At 74.4% G+C, this 13,446-nt stretch carries 12 protein-coding genes and 1 pseudogene; 7 read left to right on the forward strand and 6 right to left on the reverse strand.

Annotated features, from left to right (window positions below; all coding sequences use genetic code 11):
- Nucleotides 1–109: 109 nt before the first annotated feature.
- Nucleotides 110–952: pseudogene (locus tag AB0424_RS11040) on the forward strand (phosphatase PAP2 family protein); the annotation flags it as partial.
- A gap of 143 nt (nucleotides 953–1,095) precedes the next feature.
- Here the strand turns inward: AB0424_RS11040 and AB0424_RS11045 are convergent.
- Nucleotides 1,096–1,311, reverse strand: a complete 216-nt coding sequence (locus AB0424_RS11045; RefSeq protein WP_366304038.1) for an I78 family peptidase inhibitor — start codon at nucleotides 1,309–1,311, stop codon at nucleotides 1,096–1,098.
- Nucleotides 1,312–1,618: 307 nt separating this feature from the next.
- On the opposite strand from AB0424_RS11045, the gene ctaD reads away from it, so the two are divergent.
- Nucleotides 1,619–3,340, forward strand: coding sequence for a cytochrome c oxidase subunit I (gene ctaD / locus AB0424_RS11050; RefSeq protein WP_366304040.1), 1,722 nt, complete (start codon nucleotides 1,619–1,621; stop codon nucleotides 3,338–3,340).
- Here the strand turns inward: ctaD and AB0424_RS11055 are convergent.
- The 4 genes from AB0424_RS11055 to AB0424_RS11070 all read right to left on the reverse strand — a co-directional run bounded on the left by AB0424_RS11055 (nucleotide 3,270) and on the right by AB0424_RS11070 (nucleotide 7,508).
- Nucleotides 3,270–4,256 (reverse strand): YafY family protein, encoded by a 987-nt coding sequence (locus tag AB0424_RS11055; protein ID WP_366304041.1) that lies wholly within the window; start codon nucleotides 4,254–4,256, stop codon nucleotides 3,270–3,272. The two genes, ctaD and AB0424_RS11055, sit on opposite strands and share 71 nt — an antisense overlap.
- A 108-nt stretch (nucleotides 4,257–4,364) precedes the next feature.
- Nucleotides 4,365–5,639, reverse strand: coding sequence for a glycosyltransferase family 4 protein (locus AB0424_RS11060; protein WP_366304043.1), 1,275 nt, complete (start codon nucleotides 5,637–5,639; stop codon nucleotides 4,365–4,367).
- 71 nt (nucleotides 5,640–5,710) lie between these two features.
- A complete protein-coding gene (locus AB0424_RS11065) occupies nucleotides 5,711–7,003 on the reverse strand; it encodes an ABC transporter substrate-binding protein (RefSeq protein WP_366304045.1) in 1,293 nt (430 codons plus the stop codon).
- Nucleotides 6,981–7,508: a hypothetical protein gene (locus tag AB0424_RS11070; protein ID WP_366304047.1), complete on the reverse strand. Its 528-nt coding sequence runs from the start codon at nucleotides 7,506–7,508 to the stop codon at nucleotides 6,981–6,983. The genes AB0424_RS11065 and AB0424_RS11070 overlap by 23 nt, the downstream gene beginning before the upstream one ends.
- 129 nt (nucleotides 7,509–7,637) lie before the next feature.
- Between AB0424_RS11070 and AB0424_RS11075 the strand changes: the two genes are divergently transcribed.
- Genes AB0424_RS11075 through AB0424_RS11085 form a run of 3 tightly spaced genes read left to right on the forward strand, consistent with a single transcriptional unit; the run spans nucleotide 7,638 to nucleotide 11,214 of the window.
- A complete protein-coding gene (locus tag AB0424_RS11075) occupies nucleotides 7,638–8,048 on the forward strand; it encodes a hypothetical protein (protein ID WP_366304049.1) in 411 nt (136 codons plus the stop codon).
- Nucleotides 8,036–10,570: an ATP-binding cassette domain-containing protein gene (locus tag AB0424_RS11080; protein WP_366304051.1), complete on the forward strand. Its 2,535-nt coding sequence runs from the start codon at nucleotides 8,036–8,038 to the stop codon at nucleotides 10,568–10,570. The genes AB0424_RS11075 and AB0424_RS11080 overlap by 13 nt, the downstream gene beginning before the upstream one ends.
- A complete protein-coding gene (locus AB0424_RS11085; RefSeq protein ID WP_366304053.1) occupies nucleotides 10,567–11,214 on the forward strand; it encodes an ATP-binding cassette domain-containing protein in 648 nt (215 codons plus the stop codon). Before AB0424_RS11080 ends, AB0424_RS11085 begins: the two co-directional genes overlap by 4 nt.
- A gap of 23 nt (nucleotides 11,215–11,237) precedes the next feature.
- On the opposite strand, the gene AB0424_RS11090 is transcribed toward AB0424_RS11085, so the two are convergent.
- Nucleotides 11,238–11,918: a transglycosylase family protein gene (locus AB0424_RS11090; protein WP_366304055.1), complete on the reverse strand. Its 681-nt coding sequence runs from the start codon at nucleotides 11,916–11,918 to the stop codon at nucleotides 11,238–11,240.
- A 238-nt stretch (nucleotides 11,919–12,156) separates the two neighbouring features.
- On the opposite strand from AB0424_RS11090, the gene AB0424_RS11095 reads away from it, so the two are divergent.
- Nucleotides 12,157–12,939: a hypothetical protein gene (locus AB0424_RS11095; RefSeq protein WP_366304057.1), complete on the forward strand. Its 783-nt coding sequence runs from the start codon at nucleotides 12,157–12,159 to the stop codon at nucleotides 12,937–12,939.
- Nucleotides 12,940–13,094: 155 nt separating this feature from the next.
- Nucleotides 13,095–13,424 carry a hypothetical protein gene (locus tag AB0424_RS11100; RefSeq protein ID WP_366304059.1) on the forward strand — a complete coding sequence of 110 codons (330 nt, stop codon included), beginning with the start codon at nucleotides 13,095–13,097 and terminating at the stop codon, nucleotides 13,422–13,424.
- Nucleotides 13,425–13,446 lie beyond the last annotated feature (22 nt).

Here is a 13,446-nt window from a genome sequence, read left to right on the forward strand (position 1 = left end):
ACGGACGTCTGGAATAGACCACTCGCTGAGACCTACTCCACATCACATGGTCATCACGAAGGGAGCGGATCGACCGGGTCTGCTTCTCACTCCCTGTAACGTCGATTGGGTGCGTACCGACATCTTTGCCCGGCTGGACCGGGAGCCGGAACCGCCGAAGATAGAGGTCCCGCGGATGACCCGCACGCGTCTCGCCCTCTTCGGCGGGACGTCGGCGTTCTATCTCGCCATCGTCGTGGCCGTGCTGCTCTCGACCTGGCTGGTGACCCTCGACTGGAAGATCATGCTCTTCCGGCCCTACCAGCAGTGGCCCGAGATCCACGGCTTCCTCGACTACTACGTCGTCCTCGGCCAGCGCGGCCCCACGGCCGTCATGGTGGCCGCCTGGCTGGGCTGGCGCTCCTGGCGCCAGCACACCCTGCGACCGCTGCTCTGTCTCGGCGCCGCCCTTCTGCTGCTGAACGTCTCGGTCGGCGCGGTCAAACTCGGACTCGGCCGGCTCGGCCCCCACTACGCGACCCAGGTCGGCTCGGCCGAGCTCTTCGCCGGCGGCGACATATTCCCCTCCGGTCACACCGCCAACGCGGTCGTGACCTGGGGCATCCTCGCCTATCTGGCGACCACCCCGCGGGCCCGGCGCTACCTGTCGGCGCTCTCCGCGGTGGTGGCGCTCGGCGTCGGCCTCACCACCGTCTACCTGGGCACGCACTGGCTGAGCGACGTCCTGCTGGGCTGGGCGGCCGGACTGCTGGTCCTGCTGGCGCTGCCCTGGTGCGAGCCGTTCCTCGCCGTGGCGGAGTCCTGGATCCTCGCGGCGCGCGACAGCCTGCGCGAGCGGCTGCGCGACCGCCGCCGCCTGGTGCCGTCGCTGCCCGTGGCCTCCGGGGGCCCGCGCCCGGGGTTCTTCCCGCCGCGCCCGCCGGGGACCGAGGAGCCGGTCCGCGACCCGGTCCGCGAACCCGTGGGGGTGGCCGGCGGCCGGCGCGCCCCGGCGACCCGCGGCTGACGCGTCCCGCACGACACGGAAGGGCCCCGGCCTCATCGGCCGGGGCCCTTCCGCGTGCGCGCCGCCCGGAGGGGCGACCCGGCACCGCGTCAGCCGAGCCAGCAGCGGGTGACGGAGCCGTCCTCGACCTCGAAGTTGATGCGCCCGGAGAGGTACTCCATGGTGATGATCGAGCCGGGCGGCAGGGACCTGACGACGCCCCAGCCGCGCGCCCGGGCGAGCTGCTCGGCGCCTTCGGCGTCGAGGCCCAGATAGGACTCGGGAGCGTCGCGGGGCGGTTCGGGAGTGCGTGACGTGGGTGACATGAACCTCACGTTAGTCCCTCGGCGGTCACGCTTGTGTCACAAGTTCTCGACATATGTTTGACACGCCGGGCCTCACTCGTAGGGGCCGTTTCCAGCCGATTCCCCGGTAATTCCGATCGACCTCCGGAACTTTCCGGTAATCCTCCGGAAGCCTTCGCCACGGCCTCCGCGATATCCCGTTCCCGCGTCGCCGCCCCGAATTTCGCCGGCGACGCGCACGCGAGCCGCCCACGGTTCCCTTACAGAATGCTTACGCTGACCGAACGCCCGGAGACGCGGAGCCGGGAGGCGCGAGGCGGAGGCAGCGATGGGGACCGAGACAGCGACCGCGACCGTCGAATCGGCCCGGCAACGGCACGGCCGCGTCCTGATCGACTGGCTCACCACCACCGACCACAAGAAGATCGGCCACCTCTACCTGGCCACCTCCTTCGTCTTCTTCCTCCTGGCCGGGCTCCTGGCGATGCTGATGCGCGCCGAGCTCGCCCGCCCCGGGCTCCAGCTCGTCACGAACCAGGAGTTCAACCAGGCGTTCACCCTGCACGGCACGATCATGCTGCTGCTCTTCGCCACCCCCACCTTCGCCGGCTTCGCCAACGAACTGGTGCCGCTCCAGATCGGCGCCCCCGACGTCGCCTTCCCGCGGCTGAACATGTTCTCGTACTGGCTGTTCCTCTTCGGCGGACTGATGGTGGTCGGCTCCCTGCTCACCCCGTCCGGCCCGGCCGCCTTCGGCTGGACCGCCTACGCGCCGCTGAACGGCCTGGAGCGCTCCCCCGGCGTGGGCGCCGACCTGTGGATCATGGGCCTGGCGCTCTCCGGCTTCGGCACCATCCTGACCTCGGTCAACTTCCTCGCCACGATCGTGGGGATGCGCGCGCCGGGCATGACCATGTTCCGGATGCCGATCTTCACCTGGAACGTCCTCTTCACCGCGGTCCTGGTGATCGTCGCCTTCCCGGTCCTCGCGGCGGCGCTGCTCGTCCTGGAGTCGGACCGGCGTCTGGGCTCGGTGGTCTTCCAGCCCGAGAACGGCGGGGCGCTGCTGTGGCAGCACCTGTTCTGGTTCTTCGGCCACCCCGAGGTCTACATCATCGCGCTGCCGTTCTTCGGGATCATCAGCGAGATCATCCCGGTCTTCGCCCGCAAGCCGATCTTCGGCTACGCGACGCTGATCGCGGCCACCATGGCGATCACCGGGCTCTCGGTGGTGGTCTGGGCGCACCACATGTTCGCGACCGGAGCCGTGCTGCTGCCCTTCTTCTCGCTGCTGTCGTTCCTCATCGCGGTGCCGACCGGGGTGAAGTTCTTCAACTGGACCGGGACGATGCTGCGGGGCTCGCTCTCCTTCGAGACCCCCATGCTCTGGTCCGTCGGCTTCCTGGTGTCCTTCCTCTTCGGCGGGCTGACCGGGGTGATCCTCGCCTCGCCTCCCATGGACCTCGCCGTGACCGACTCGTACTTCGTCGTGGCCCACTTCCACTACACGGTCTTCGGGACGGTGGTCTTCGCGACCTTCGCCGGCTTCTCCTTCTGGTGGCCGAAGTTCACCGGCCGGATGCTCGACGAGCGGCTGGGGAAGATCCACTTCTGGACGCTCTTCACCGGCTTCCACCTGACGTTCCTGGTGCAGCACTGGCTGGGCGCGGAGGGCATGCCCCGGCGGTACGCCGACTACCTGGCCGCGGACGGCTTCACCGCCCTCAACACCCTGTCCACGATCGGCGCCTTCCTGCTCGGCGTGTCCACCCTGCCCTTCCTCTACAACGTGTGGCGGACCCGGCGCTACGGGGCGAAGGTCGAGGTCGACGACCCGTGGGGGTTCGGCCGCTCGCTGGAGTGGGCGACCTCGTGCCCGCCGCCGCGGCACAACTTCGACGCCGTGCCGCGGATCCGGTCCGAGGCGCCCGCCTTCGACCTGCACCACCCGGAGTTCGCGGCCTACGAACGCATGCGGATCACGAGCCCTCCGCCGACCCGGCTCCGGTCCGGTCGAGGGCGCGGGACAACCGGTCCCGAAGAGCCCTGATCCGCTCCGTCAGCTCGGGCGGTTCGACCACCTCGAACGCGAAGCCCATCAGCGACACGTGGATCACCAGCACGTCGAGGCTGTGCGCCCCCGTCCGCAGCAGACAGCGGTCCTCGCCGTCCGCCTCCAGGGTGCCGTCCATCGGCCCGACGACCGCGGCCGCCTCGGCGAGCGGGACCAGCAGCCTGACCGTCGCCTCGGCCGCGTACGCCGTGCCGGACACGCCTCGGGAGACGTAGGCGGCCAGATCCTCGGCCGGGGGTTCGCGGGGCGGGAAGCGGGGGCCGTGGGGCGGGGTCGGCTCGATGCGGTCGGCCCGGAACGTCCGCCAGTCCCCCCGGTCCGGATCCCAGGCGACCAGGTACCAGCGCCGCTCGCTGCAGACCAGGCGGTGCGGTTCGACGGTCCTGCGGGTGGTGGCGCCGGCGTGGTCGCGATAGGCGAACCGGAGCCGCTCACCGTCCCGGCAGGCGTTGGCCAGCTCGGTCAGGACCGCCGGGTCCACCCGCTCCTTCGGGGTGCGCAGCATCGGCACGGTGAAGGCGTTGAGCGCCGAGATCCGCCGCCGGAGCCGGCCCGGCAGGACCTGCTCCAGCTTGGCCAGGGCGCGCACCGAACTCTCGCCGATGCCCTCGACGCCCTGACCGGCGGCGGCCCGCAGGCCCACGGCGACGGCCACGGCCTCCTCGTCGTCGAGGAGCAGCGGCGGCAGTTCGGCCCCGGCCCCCAGCTGGTACCCGCCGCCGGTGCCGGGACTGGCGTGCACGGGGTATCCGAGCTCCCGCAGCCGCTCCACGTCGCGCCGGACGGTGCGCGAGGTCACCCCGAGCCGTTCGGCGAGGTCGGGGCCGGACCACTCGCGGTGGGCCTGGAGCAGCGAGAGCAGGCGCAGCAGCCGCGCGGAGGTCTCCAACATGGCGCCGAGTCTGCCAGCAGCCCGGAGGCGCCGTCCCGTGTGCCCACCCGCCCTGCCCTGAGGGACGACGGCCCACCGCGGGGGGTGTGCCGAGACCGCATCGCCCCGTCAGCGGAGGCGGCGGACGAGGCGGCCGGCTCTCGCCTTCTGGGCGTAGACCGCGTCGATGACCCGGCCCACCGCCCGATGGACCCGGGCGCGTGCCTCGGGGTGGGTGCGCCGGGCGGCGCCCCGGTCGACGAGGTCGGTCCAGAGGGCCTCGTGCCGGGCCGCGATCCGCCCGGGGTCGAAGCGCTCGGAGGCGGCCAGCGCAGCGCGCGCCGTCTCGGCCCGCAGCTCCTCGTCCTCGACGAGGCTCCGCAGGGCGAGGGCGAACGCGGCGACGTCGTCGACGGGGACGAGGCGTCCGTCGACGCCGTCCTCGATGATCTCGCGGGGTCCGTTCGGGCAGTCGGTGGAGACCACGGGAAGTCCGCAGCGCATCGCCTCCACGATCGTCATGCCGAAGGACTCGCGCTGCGAGGTGACCGCGGCGATCGAGCCCTTGGCCCACTCGGGTTCCATCGGGGTCACCGACCCCATGAGGAACGCCTGGCCTCCGAGTCCGCGTTCCTCGATGCGCCGGGCCAGCGGGCGCCGGAGGTCCTGGACCGCGTCGCCGGAGCCGTAGATGCGCAGCTTCCAGTCCGGGTGGTCGGCGGCGACCCGCGCGAAGGCGTCGATGAGGACGTCGTACCGCTTGACCCGGGTCAGCCGGCCGGCCGCGACGACGGTCCGTGCCGCGGGGTCGGCGGGCGGCAGCGGTGAGGCGGGCACGCTGTTGGGCACGGACTCGACGCGCACGCCGGGCAGGTCAAGTCGGCGGTAGGCGCGGGCGTCGGCCTCGGTCACGGTCGTGACGGCGTCGAGGAGGGCGTACTCGTGGGCGATGTCGCGGCGCAGCCGGTAGCTGTGCCCGTCCAGTATCAGGTGCTCCTGGCCGACGAGGACCGGCCCCCGCCGGGCCTGTCGGGCGAGGTGCACGTTGAGCCCGGGACGGGTGGCGACGAGGACGTCGGCCTCGACCCCGCGCAGGTGCTCCCCGATCCGCGCGTCGGTGAGGGCGCTGTACTGCTTCCAGCGTCCGTCGCCGCGCGGGAAGACCTGCGCCGGGCGGCGGAAGTCGGGGTGGTCGCCGTCGTATCCGGGGCTGTCCTCGCGCAGGTCGACGAGGTGACGCAGGGTCACCCTCGCGGGGAGGTCCAGGATGGGTCGGTCGCGGTGGCGGAACACCGAGACGATCTCGACCTCGTGGCGTTCCGCCAGTTCCCCGGCGAGGGTGAAGGTGGTCCGGATCGTCCCGCCGTAGTGATAGCCGTTGTGAAGCAGAAAGGAAATGCGCATCGCGCTGCCGGTTCCCCCCGGGTCGGACATGTGATCGGTCGATCGACTGTACTGCCGGGGCCGGGAGTTGCTCACGGGCGGTAGCCGAGCTGGGGGACGGTCGCGCAGTTATCGGTCATCTCGCCCTGCGCCACCCAGCCCCGGCCGCTCTCCCAACGGGCCACGGACAGGCAGGTGTAGCGGGTCGCCGGCGGGGCGGCCAGGTGCTCGAAGCGGACCGGGAGCAGCAGCCCGCGCGCGGTGTACGGCTGCGGACGGTTCATGAAGTCCTCGACGCACGCGCGCGTGAGGCCACCGTCGGCGAGGCAGGAGCGGGCCGCGTCGGTGAACCACATCGCGGCCGCCCATCCCTCCAACTGCCACTGGGAGAGCGGGCGTTGCCCCATGGCCGCGCGGAACTCGCGGACGGCGGGATCGCCGGTGTCCTGGTGGTTGCGGCTGGCGCCCGTCACCCACAGGGCGTTCAGGCAGCCGGGGGCGCGGGCGTAGTCGCGGGCGACGGACGAGGACCAGTTCTGCACGTTGGTGACCTTGGCGGCGACCCGTACTCCGAGCGCCTCCATCGCCTCGCAGAGCCGCACGTTCCCGTGGGTGTCCATCGCGTCGAAGAGGAGGTCGACCTTGCGGTCGCGCAGATCGGCGGCGACGGCGCGGAAGTTGGGCAGGGCGAAGTCGACCTGCTCGTCGACGACCCGGTAGCCCTCGGCCCGCAGTCCGTCGGCGATCAGCCGGGCGTACGCGGCGGACGCGGTCTGGTTGTAGGAGACGACGGCCGCGGTCCTGGCGCCCAGCTCCTTCTCGAACCAGTGGTAGACCTCGGTGCCGCCGTAGAGCGTCCCGTTCCAGCCCGGCTTCCCGCCGGTGCGCGGGGCGGAGCTGCCGTAGATCCCGTAGAGGTGCGGATACGTGTCGTAGGCCGGCGTCAGGGGCTGCCCGCCGATGTCGGGCACGCCGGCCCGGGAGACGAGGGGCGCGCCCGCGTAGTCCAGGGCGGTGGTGGCGACGAGCGCGAAGACCTTGCGCTCGTCGACCAGCCGGTGCACGCACGCGTTGTTGCCGACGCCGCTGCCGCCGTCGTCGCAGGTCTCGACCTCGACGCGGCGTCCGTCGAGACCGCCGTTCCGGTTGAGCGCGTCGAAGTAGGCGCGGGCGCCGTCGCGCGGTCCGGTGAACGCCTGGCCGCCGACCGGGCTGGTGGCACTCGTGATGATCCCGATCCTGAGCGGCTCACCGCCGGAGGGGGTGGCGGTGGGCCGCGTCTGGAAGGCGCGCTCCGGAAGCCGGCTGCCGCAGCCCGCCAGGAGGGCGAGCAGCACGGCCAGGAGCAGCGCCGCGGCCGTCTCAGCAGCCCGGAACGGTGACACCGCTCAGCTCGACGAGGCCGCACAGGGTCTTCACGGACACCTTCCACGTGCCGTCCTGGAGGATCGACGTGCCCTGGGAGCCGGGCAGGGCCGGGGTTCCGCCGACCAGAAGGTCGTAGGTGACGTTCGCGTCGGTGGCCGAGGTGAACTCGACGCCGGTGACCTTCGCCGAGGTCATGGCGGCGTTCTTGTCGGCGGCGAAGGCGGCGAGGACCGGCCGCAGCTGCTCGCCGTTCTCCAGGAGCCCGACCTTCTCGGTCGTCGGGGTGCCGGGGTCGAAGAAGGCCGTCCAGTTCCTGGTGATCTCCGCCTTCGCGGCGGCCGGGTCGGCGGGCCCCGCGGAACCGGGCGACTGCTCGGTCACCCCCGGCGGCGGGGTCGGCGAGGTACCGCCGGACGAGTCGCCGTCGTCCGAGCAGCCCGCGAGGGCGGGTGCCAGGGCGAGGACGGCGACGGCTCCGAGGGCCACGAGGCGGGATCGCCCGCCGGGTCGTTCGACAACCATCCGCCTCACCACCGCGTGTCATGCCCGCGTGAACGGGCTGATGTTTCCAGGGTGGGACGGATCGGGGCATAGTGCAAGGAAAGAAGGAAGCGGACGACTCGGGCGTGGCATCGACTGCGAGGAGGTCCCGTGCCGACATCCCGGATCCTGCTCTGGAGCGGTCTCGCGGCCGCCGCCGCCGGCGCGGTGCTGTGCGTCCTCGGCTGGTACGGGATCTCCGGAGAGCGGTTCGCCGAGCGGCAGCTGCCCTATCTGGCCTCCTGCACGGTTCCGGGGGCGGCGCTGATCGTGGCGGGCGCGGTGCTCACCGGGACGGCGGCGCTGCTCTCGGTGCGCACGCCGCAGACGGAGCCGACGGGACCGCCGGGACCCGAGCCGGAGTCTCCCCCGCCCTCCGACGACGGCCCGCCCCTCCGCGTCCCCGGCGGAACCCTCGCCCACCGCCCGGACTGCCCCCTGGTCGAGGGCAAGCCGGAGGCGACGGAGGCGGGCGCCGCCGGCCTCGACCCCTGCCCGGTGTGCGAGCCGTGGCCTCCCTGACGTACGAGCTGACGCTCGCCGGCCTCGCGGTCGGCAGCGCCGCCGCGCTCACCGGCATCGGCCTGATCGTCACCCACCGGGCCACGGGCGTGCTGAACCTCGCCCACGGCGCCGTGGCCATGATCTGCGCGTACGTCCTGCGGCAGCTGGTGGTCGAGTGGGGCTGGCCGCTGCCGCTCGGCGCCCTCGTCACGCTCCTGGTGGTCGCCCCGGGCATCGGGCTCGTCCTGGACCGCGGGGTCTTCCGGCCGCTCGCCGTCCTGGGGCAGAACCCCGCGCGGACCCTGGTGGCCTCCATCGGCGTCTTCGTCCTGCTCGTCGGGGCCGCGGTGCTGCTGTGGGGGCCCGGGGCGCGGGACGACGCGCCGGTCCTCCTCGGCGACGATCCGTGGGCCCAGCTCGGGGCGGTGGCGGCCCTCGCCTGCCTGGTCGGGGCGGTGACCCGGTGGACCCGGTTCGGCCGGGAGCTGAGGGCGGTGGTGGACAACCGCCCGCTCGCCGTGATGTCGGGGATCGACGCGGACCGGGTCGCGGCGGCGGGGTGGGCCTTCGGCTCGTTCACGGCCGGGCTCACCGGCGTGCTGCTCGCCCCCTACGTGCGACTCGATCCGTACGGGATGCCGCTGCTCGTCCTGGAGGTGCTCGCGGTCGCGGTGATCGCCCGGATGAGGTCGCTGCCGGTCGCGGTGGCGGCGGCGCTCGCCATCGGGGTCGCCCAGGCGCAGCTCACCCGGCTCCACCCCGAGGGGTGGGCGGAACCGCTCGTGCAGGCCGTCGGGGCGAACCTCTTCGTGGTGGCGCTCCTGGTGGCGGCGCTCGTCCTGCCCGGCATCGGCGGCAAGGGCCGGGACGCGCTGCCGCCCCCCTCCCCGGCCCCGCGGCCGCCGGCCGGCCTGTGGGGGGTGGTGGGCGTCCTGATGCTCCTCCCCCTCGGCTTCGCGGGCTCCGACCTGCACACGGCGATCCAGGTCCCCGCGCTCGCCGTGATCCTGCTGTCCCTCGTCGTGGTGGCGGGCCGGGGCGGCCAGATCGCCCTCGGCCAGGCCGCGTACGCGGGCCTCGGCGCCCTCTTCACGGCCCTGCTCGCGACGGCCGGCGTGCCGGCCCTGGCCGCGCTGGCGCTCGCGGTGCCCCTGGTGGCCCTGGCGGGCCTGGTGACGGGCGGGCCGGCGATCCGGCGCCACGGCCTCGCCCTGGCGCTCGCGACCCTGGCCGTCGGGGTGGCCGTCAGCCGCTTCGTCCTCACCCAGCCGTACGCGACGGCCGGACTGTCCCTCGGCCGCCCGGCGGGCTTCGCCGACGACCGCGCCTTCTACGCCCTGGAGCTGGTCGTCCTGGCCGGCTGCCTGGTCCTGGTGGCCGGGCTGCGCCGGGGCCGCACGGGCCGCGCCCTCGCCGCGCTGCGGGACCACGAGCCGGGAGCCGAGGCCGCGGGCGTCCGCGTCGGCGGCCTCAAGCTCCTCGCCTTCGTCCTGGGCTCCGCCCTCGCCGCGCTCGGCGGCGGACTCCTCGGCATGGGACTGCGCGCCTTCGACCCGGAGGCGTACGACCCCGTCCGCGGCCTCCTCTGGTTCGCCGCCGTCCTCGCCCTGGGCGCCGACAGCCTGCTCACCCCCCTGATCGCCGCCGCCCTCCTGGTCACCCTCGACGCCGGCCCCCACGCCGGCGCCGCCGCGGCCCTCGTCGGCGTCCTCACCGCGCTCACCGGCCGCCTGCCGCCGCTCACCGCCCTGCTGCCCCGGGCGAGCCCCCGACACCCCCCGCCCGGAGCGCCACCGCGGGCGGGGGCGGCCCCCCGCCGGGCACCGGGCCGGACCCGTCCCCGCGCCCGGGCGACGCCCGCCGGGCACCCCGCGGGCCCGACCCCACCACGCCTGTGCGCGCACGACCTCACCCTCACCTACCCCGGCGGGACCACCGCCCTGCACCACGTCACCCTCGGCCTCGCCCCCGCCCGCGTCACCGCGCTCGTCGGTCCCAACGGCGCCGGGAAGAGCACGCTCTTCGACTGCCTCGCCGGGACCCTGCGGCCGCGGCGCGGCCAGGGCACCATCACGCTCGACGGCACGGACATCACGGGGCGGCCGGCGCACGCCCGGACCCGGCTGGGCATCGCCCGCACCTTCCAGCGGCTCGCCGTCTTCCCGTCGCTGACCGTCGAGGAGAACGTCCGCCTCGGCGAGGAGCAGGGCCACGGCGGAGGGGACCCCGCCGCCGTGGAGCGTGCCCTGCGGCTGCTGGGGCTCGACGGCCCGGTGCGGCACCGGGCGGCGGGCGACCTGCCCACCGGGGCCCTGCGCCGGGTGGAGCTGGCCCGCGCGCTCGCGGGCCGGCCGCACACCCTCCTCCTCGACGAGCCCGCCGCCGGGCTCGACTCCGCCGAGACGGCAGCGCTCGCCCGCATCCTGGCGGCGCTCGCGGCGGACGGCCTGACGGTCCTGGTGGTCGAGCACGACCCGGACCTCGTCGCGGGGATCGCCCACACCGTGCACACCATGGAAGGAGGCCGGCTCCTGTCATGAGCGTCGAGATGGAGCTGCGTGCCGCCCACGTACGCTACGGCCCCCTGGAGGCCCTGCACGGCCTCGACCTGGCCGTCCCGGCCGGGACGGTCACCGTGCTCCTGGGCCGCAACGGCGCGGGGCGGACGACCGCCCTGCGCGCCCTCGCGGGAACGGTCCGGCTCTCGGCGGGCCGGGTGCTGTGGCAGGGCGCCGACGTGACCCGGCTGCCGGCGTACGAGAGGGCCCGCCGCGGGCTGTGCCTCGTACCGGACCTCCGGGCGGTCTACGAGGGCCTCACGGTCGCCGAGAACCTCGCGCTCCTCACGCCCGGGCCCGCGGACCCCGCGCCGTACCCCGAGCTCCTGCCGCTGCTGCCCCGGACCGCAGGCACCCTCTCGGGCGGGGAGCGCCGGATGCTCGCGCTGACCCGCGCCCTGCGGGCACGCGCGCGCGTGGTGCTGGTCGACGAGCCGTCGCTCGGCCTGGCGCCGCCGATCGCGGCCCGGACCTACCGGCTGCTCGCGGAGCTCGCCGTACGGGACGGGCCGGCCGTGGTCCTCGCCGAGCAGCGGGTGCCCGACGGGCTCGCGCCGGGCACGCTCGTGCACGAGCTGCGCCGCGGCTCCCGCGCGGCGAGCGGGGAGCCGGTCGAGTTCACCTGAGGGGAGTGCGCGGGGACGCGGGCTCAGAGCGGGGCGATCCGCAGCATGGCGCCGACGACGATCCGGTTCGGGTCGGCCCCGATGACGGCCCGGTTCGCCTGGTACAGCGCCTGCCAGCCGCCCTTGATCGCGAACCGCCGGGCGATCGAGGCCAGCGTGTCCCCGGGCTGCACCGTGTGGACCCGCCCGCTCAGGCCGTACCGCTTGGAGCAGACGGGCCACGCGCCCCATCCCTGGGTGCGCAGCACCTCCTGCGCGACGGTGATCTGCTGCTGCCGGGTCGCCAGGTCGGCCCGCGGCGCGAACCGCAGCCCGCCGTGCTCGACCCAGGTCGGCTGCCAGAACTGGAGCCCGCCGTAGAAGCCGTTGCCGGTGTTGGTGTTCCAGCGCCCGCTGGACTCGCACTCGGCGACGCACCCCCACGGCCACTGGTCGGCGGCGCAGGCGTAGGCGGGCACGGAGGCGGCCCCGCGGAGTGCGTCCGACGCCTCCAGGAGCGCGGCGGAGGTCTCGCGGAGCGCGTCCCCGGCCGCCGCCTGGCCCTCCCGAACCGCGTCGGGCACGTCCCTGACGACCGCGTCGGACCGGCCCCCGACCGCGTCGGACGCGTCCCGGGCCTGGGCGGGTGCCGGAGCCAGGGTCAGGAGCGCGGCCGCGGACGCCGCCACGAGGGAACCGGCCGTCCAAAATCGGATCTTCGACATCGACGCAGGCTAGGCAGCCGCCCCGCGCCGCCGGCCCGTGCCGCGCGGAACACCGTTCACACCCCACCCGGTCGGAGTCACCGCCCCCGGCGCGCCCCGCCGGCCGCCCGCCGCACGAGCCTCCGGCAAGTTGCCTCGCTTCCACGCGTGACCCCGGCCGATCCTGACCCGTTGAACTCGTCATGAGACGCCCGGCAACGGGCCGGCGTCCCCCCGTACCGAGTCCAGGGAGCCCCCCGTGCCGCGCATGCTCGACGTCAGCGAGGACGTACGCGCCGAGATCGGCGACGAAGAAGCGGACCGGCTGCTCGCCGGCGACAACGCCCCGGGCAGCTACGACTGCACCTCCTGCCGCACGCCGGGCGACTCCGACCAGGAGCGCACCAGCACGGTCCTGTTCGTCGGCGACGAGACCGCGGTCCTCGCGTTCGCCCACGCCAGCTGCATCCCGTCGCAGGTCGTCCGGGTCGCCGAGGAGCAGCTCCAGGGCGCCGTCGCCTCCATCACGGCCTCGGACACCGCCGACGCGCTCAGCGCCGCCCACCCCGAGCAGGCCGTGCTCGGCGTGACCAGCGGTCTCGTCCTGATCCAGGGCGAGCTGCACCCCGCGCTCGTCGTGGAGCCGACCGCCCCCGTCGCCCGACCGGGATCGGACGGCCTCGTCGACGAGTTCCTGCCGCTCCTTGCCGACCAGGGCTTCCAGCAGGTGATGGACCTCGACGAGAGGCCCGCCGTGCTGCCGGGCTGGTCGGTCCTGGTCGCCATGGGCCAGCTGCACTCCGTGCTCCAGCCGGGCCCCGGCGGAGCCGGCCAGGCCGCGTGGTGGCAGGCGCACCAGCCGCTCCAGGTCACCGACGGCTGGCGGGCGGCGGCCAACAAGTCGCACACGGTCCTCGTCTTCGCCGCCCCGGTCGGCTCGATCGGCCAGCAGCCGCGCGAGGACCTGCTGCGCGACGCCCTGGAGAAGGCCGCGGCGAACGGCCGTCTGGTGGCCGCCGCGATGCCGCTGGCCGGCACCTGATGGAGGACGGCCGGCCGGCCATAGGGCGGGCGCGGGTCCCGGCGACACCGAAGGACCAGGCGTCCGCCGGCGGCCCGACCGTGCCGCGCCCCCGGCGGGCTCCTCTTTCGGAGAGCCGCCCGCATCCGACGGGCGGCAGGGTCGTTGGCACGTACGTGCACGCATACGACCCCTTCCTCCAGCCGTATCCGAGTCAGATCCCGGCCATGCGCCCCGCGCAGGACGTCGCGGCGGGCGGTTCGCCCACGCCGATCTACGACGCCCTGTACTCGGAGTTCCGCAGGTCGTTCCGCACGCTGCCGGGTGATCGCAGCGGCGAGGAGGAGCTGACCTTCCGGGCCTTCGGCACGGCCGCGGGCGGGTACGGACACGGGCAGGGCCACCGGCACGCGGCGGCGCATCCGACGGCCTGGTCGGCGCAGCTTCCGCAGCCCTATCCGCCGGCGCAGGCGGCGCTGCCGCCCGGCCCCCGCAGGGGGCTGTAGGGGGCCGGGACGGGGGAACGGC

Source organism: Streptomyces sp. NPDC051180, assembly GCF_040689545.1.
Lineage (GTDB): Bacteria > Actinomycetota > Actinomycetes > Streptomycetales > Streptomycetaceae > Streptomyces.

Bases quoted from the DNA above. Each gene is read 5' to 3' on its own strand.
- AB0424_RS11060 (WP_366304043.1), bottom strand. From the start codon at position 5,639: ATGCGCATTTCCTTTCTGCTTCACAACGGCTATCACTACGGCGGGACG.
- AB0424_RS11045 (WP_366304038.1), bottom strand. From the start codon at position 1,311: ATGTCACCCACGTCACGCACTCCCGAACCGCCCCGCGACGCTCCCGAG.
- AB0424_RS11085 (WP_366304053.1), top strand. From the start codon at position 10,567: ATGAGCGTCGAGATGGAGCTGCGTGCCGCCCACGTACGCTACGGCCCC.
- AB0424_RS11090 (WP_366304055.1), bottom strand. From the start codon at position 11,918: ATGTCGAAGATCCGATTTTGGACGGCCGGTTCCCTCGTGGCGGCGTCC.
- AB0424_RS11070 (WP_366304047.1), bottom strand. From the start codon at position 7,508: ATGGTTGTCGAACGACCCGGCGGGCGATCCCGCCTCGTGGCCCTCGGA.
- ctaD (WP_366304040.1), top strand. From the start codon at position 1,619: ATGGGGACCGAGACAGCGACCGCGACCGTCGAATCGGCCCGGCAACGG.
- AB0424_RS11055 (WP_366304041.1), bottom strand. From the start codon at position 4,256: ATGTTGGAGACCTCCGCGCGGCTGCTGCGCCTGCTCTCGCTGCTCCAG.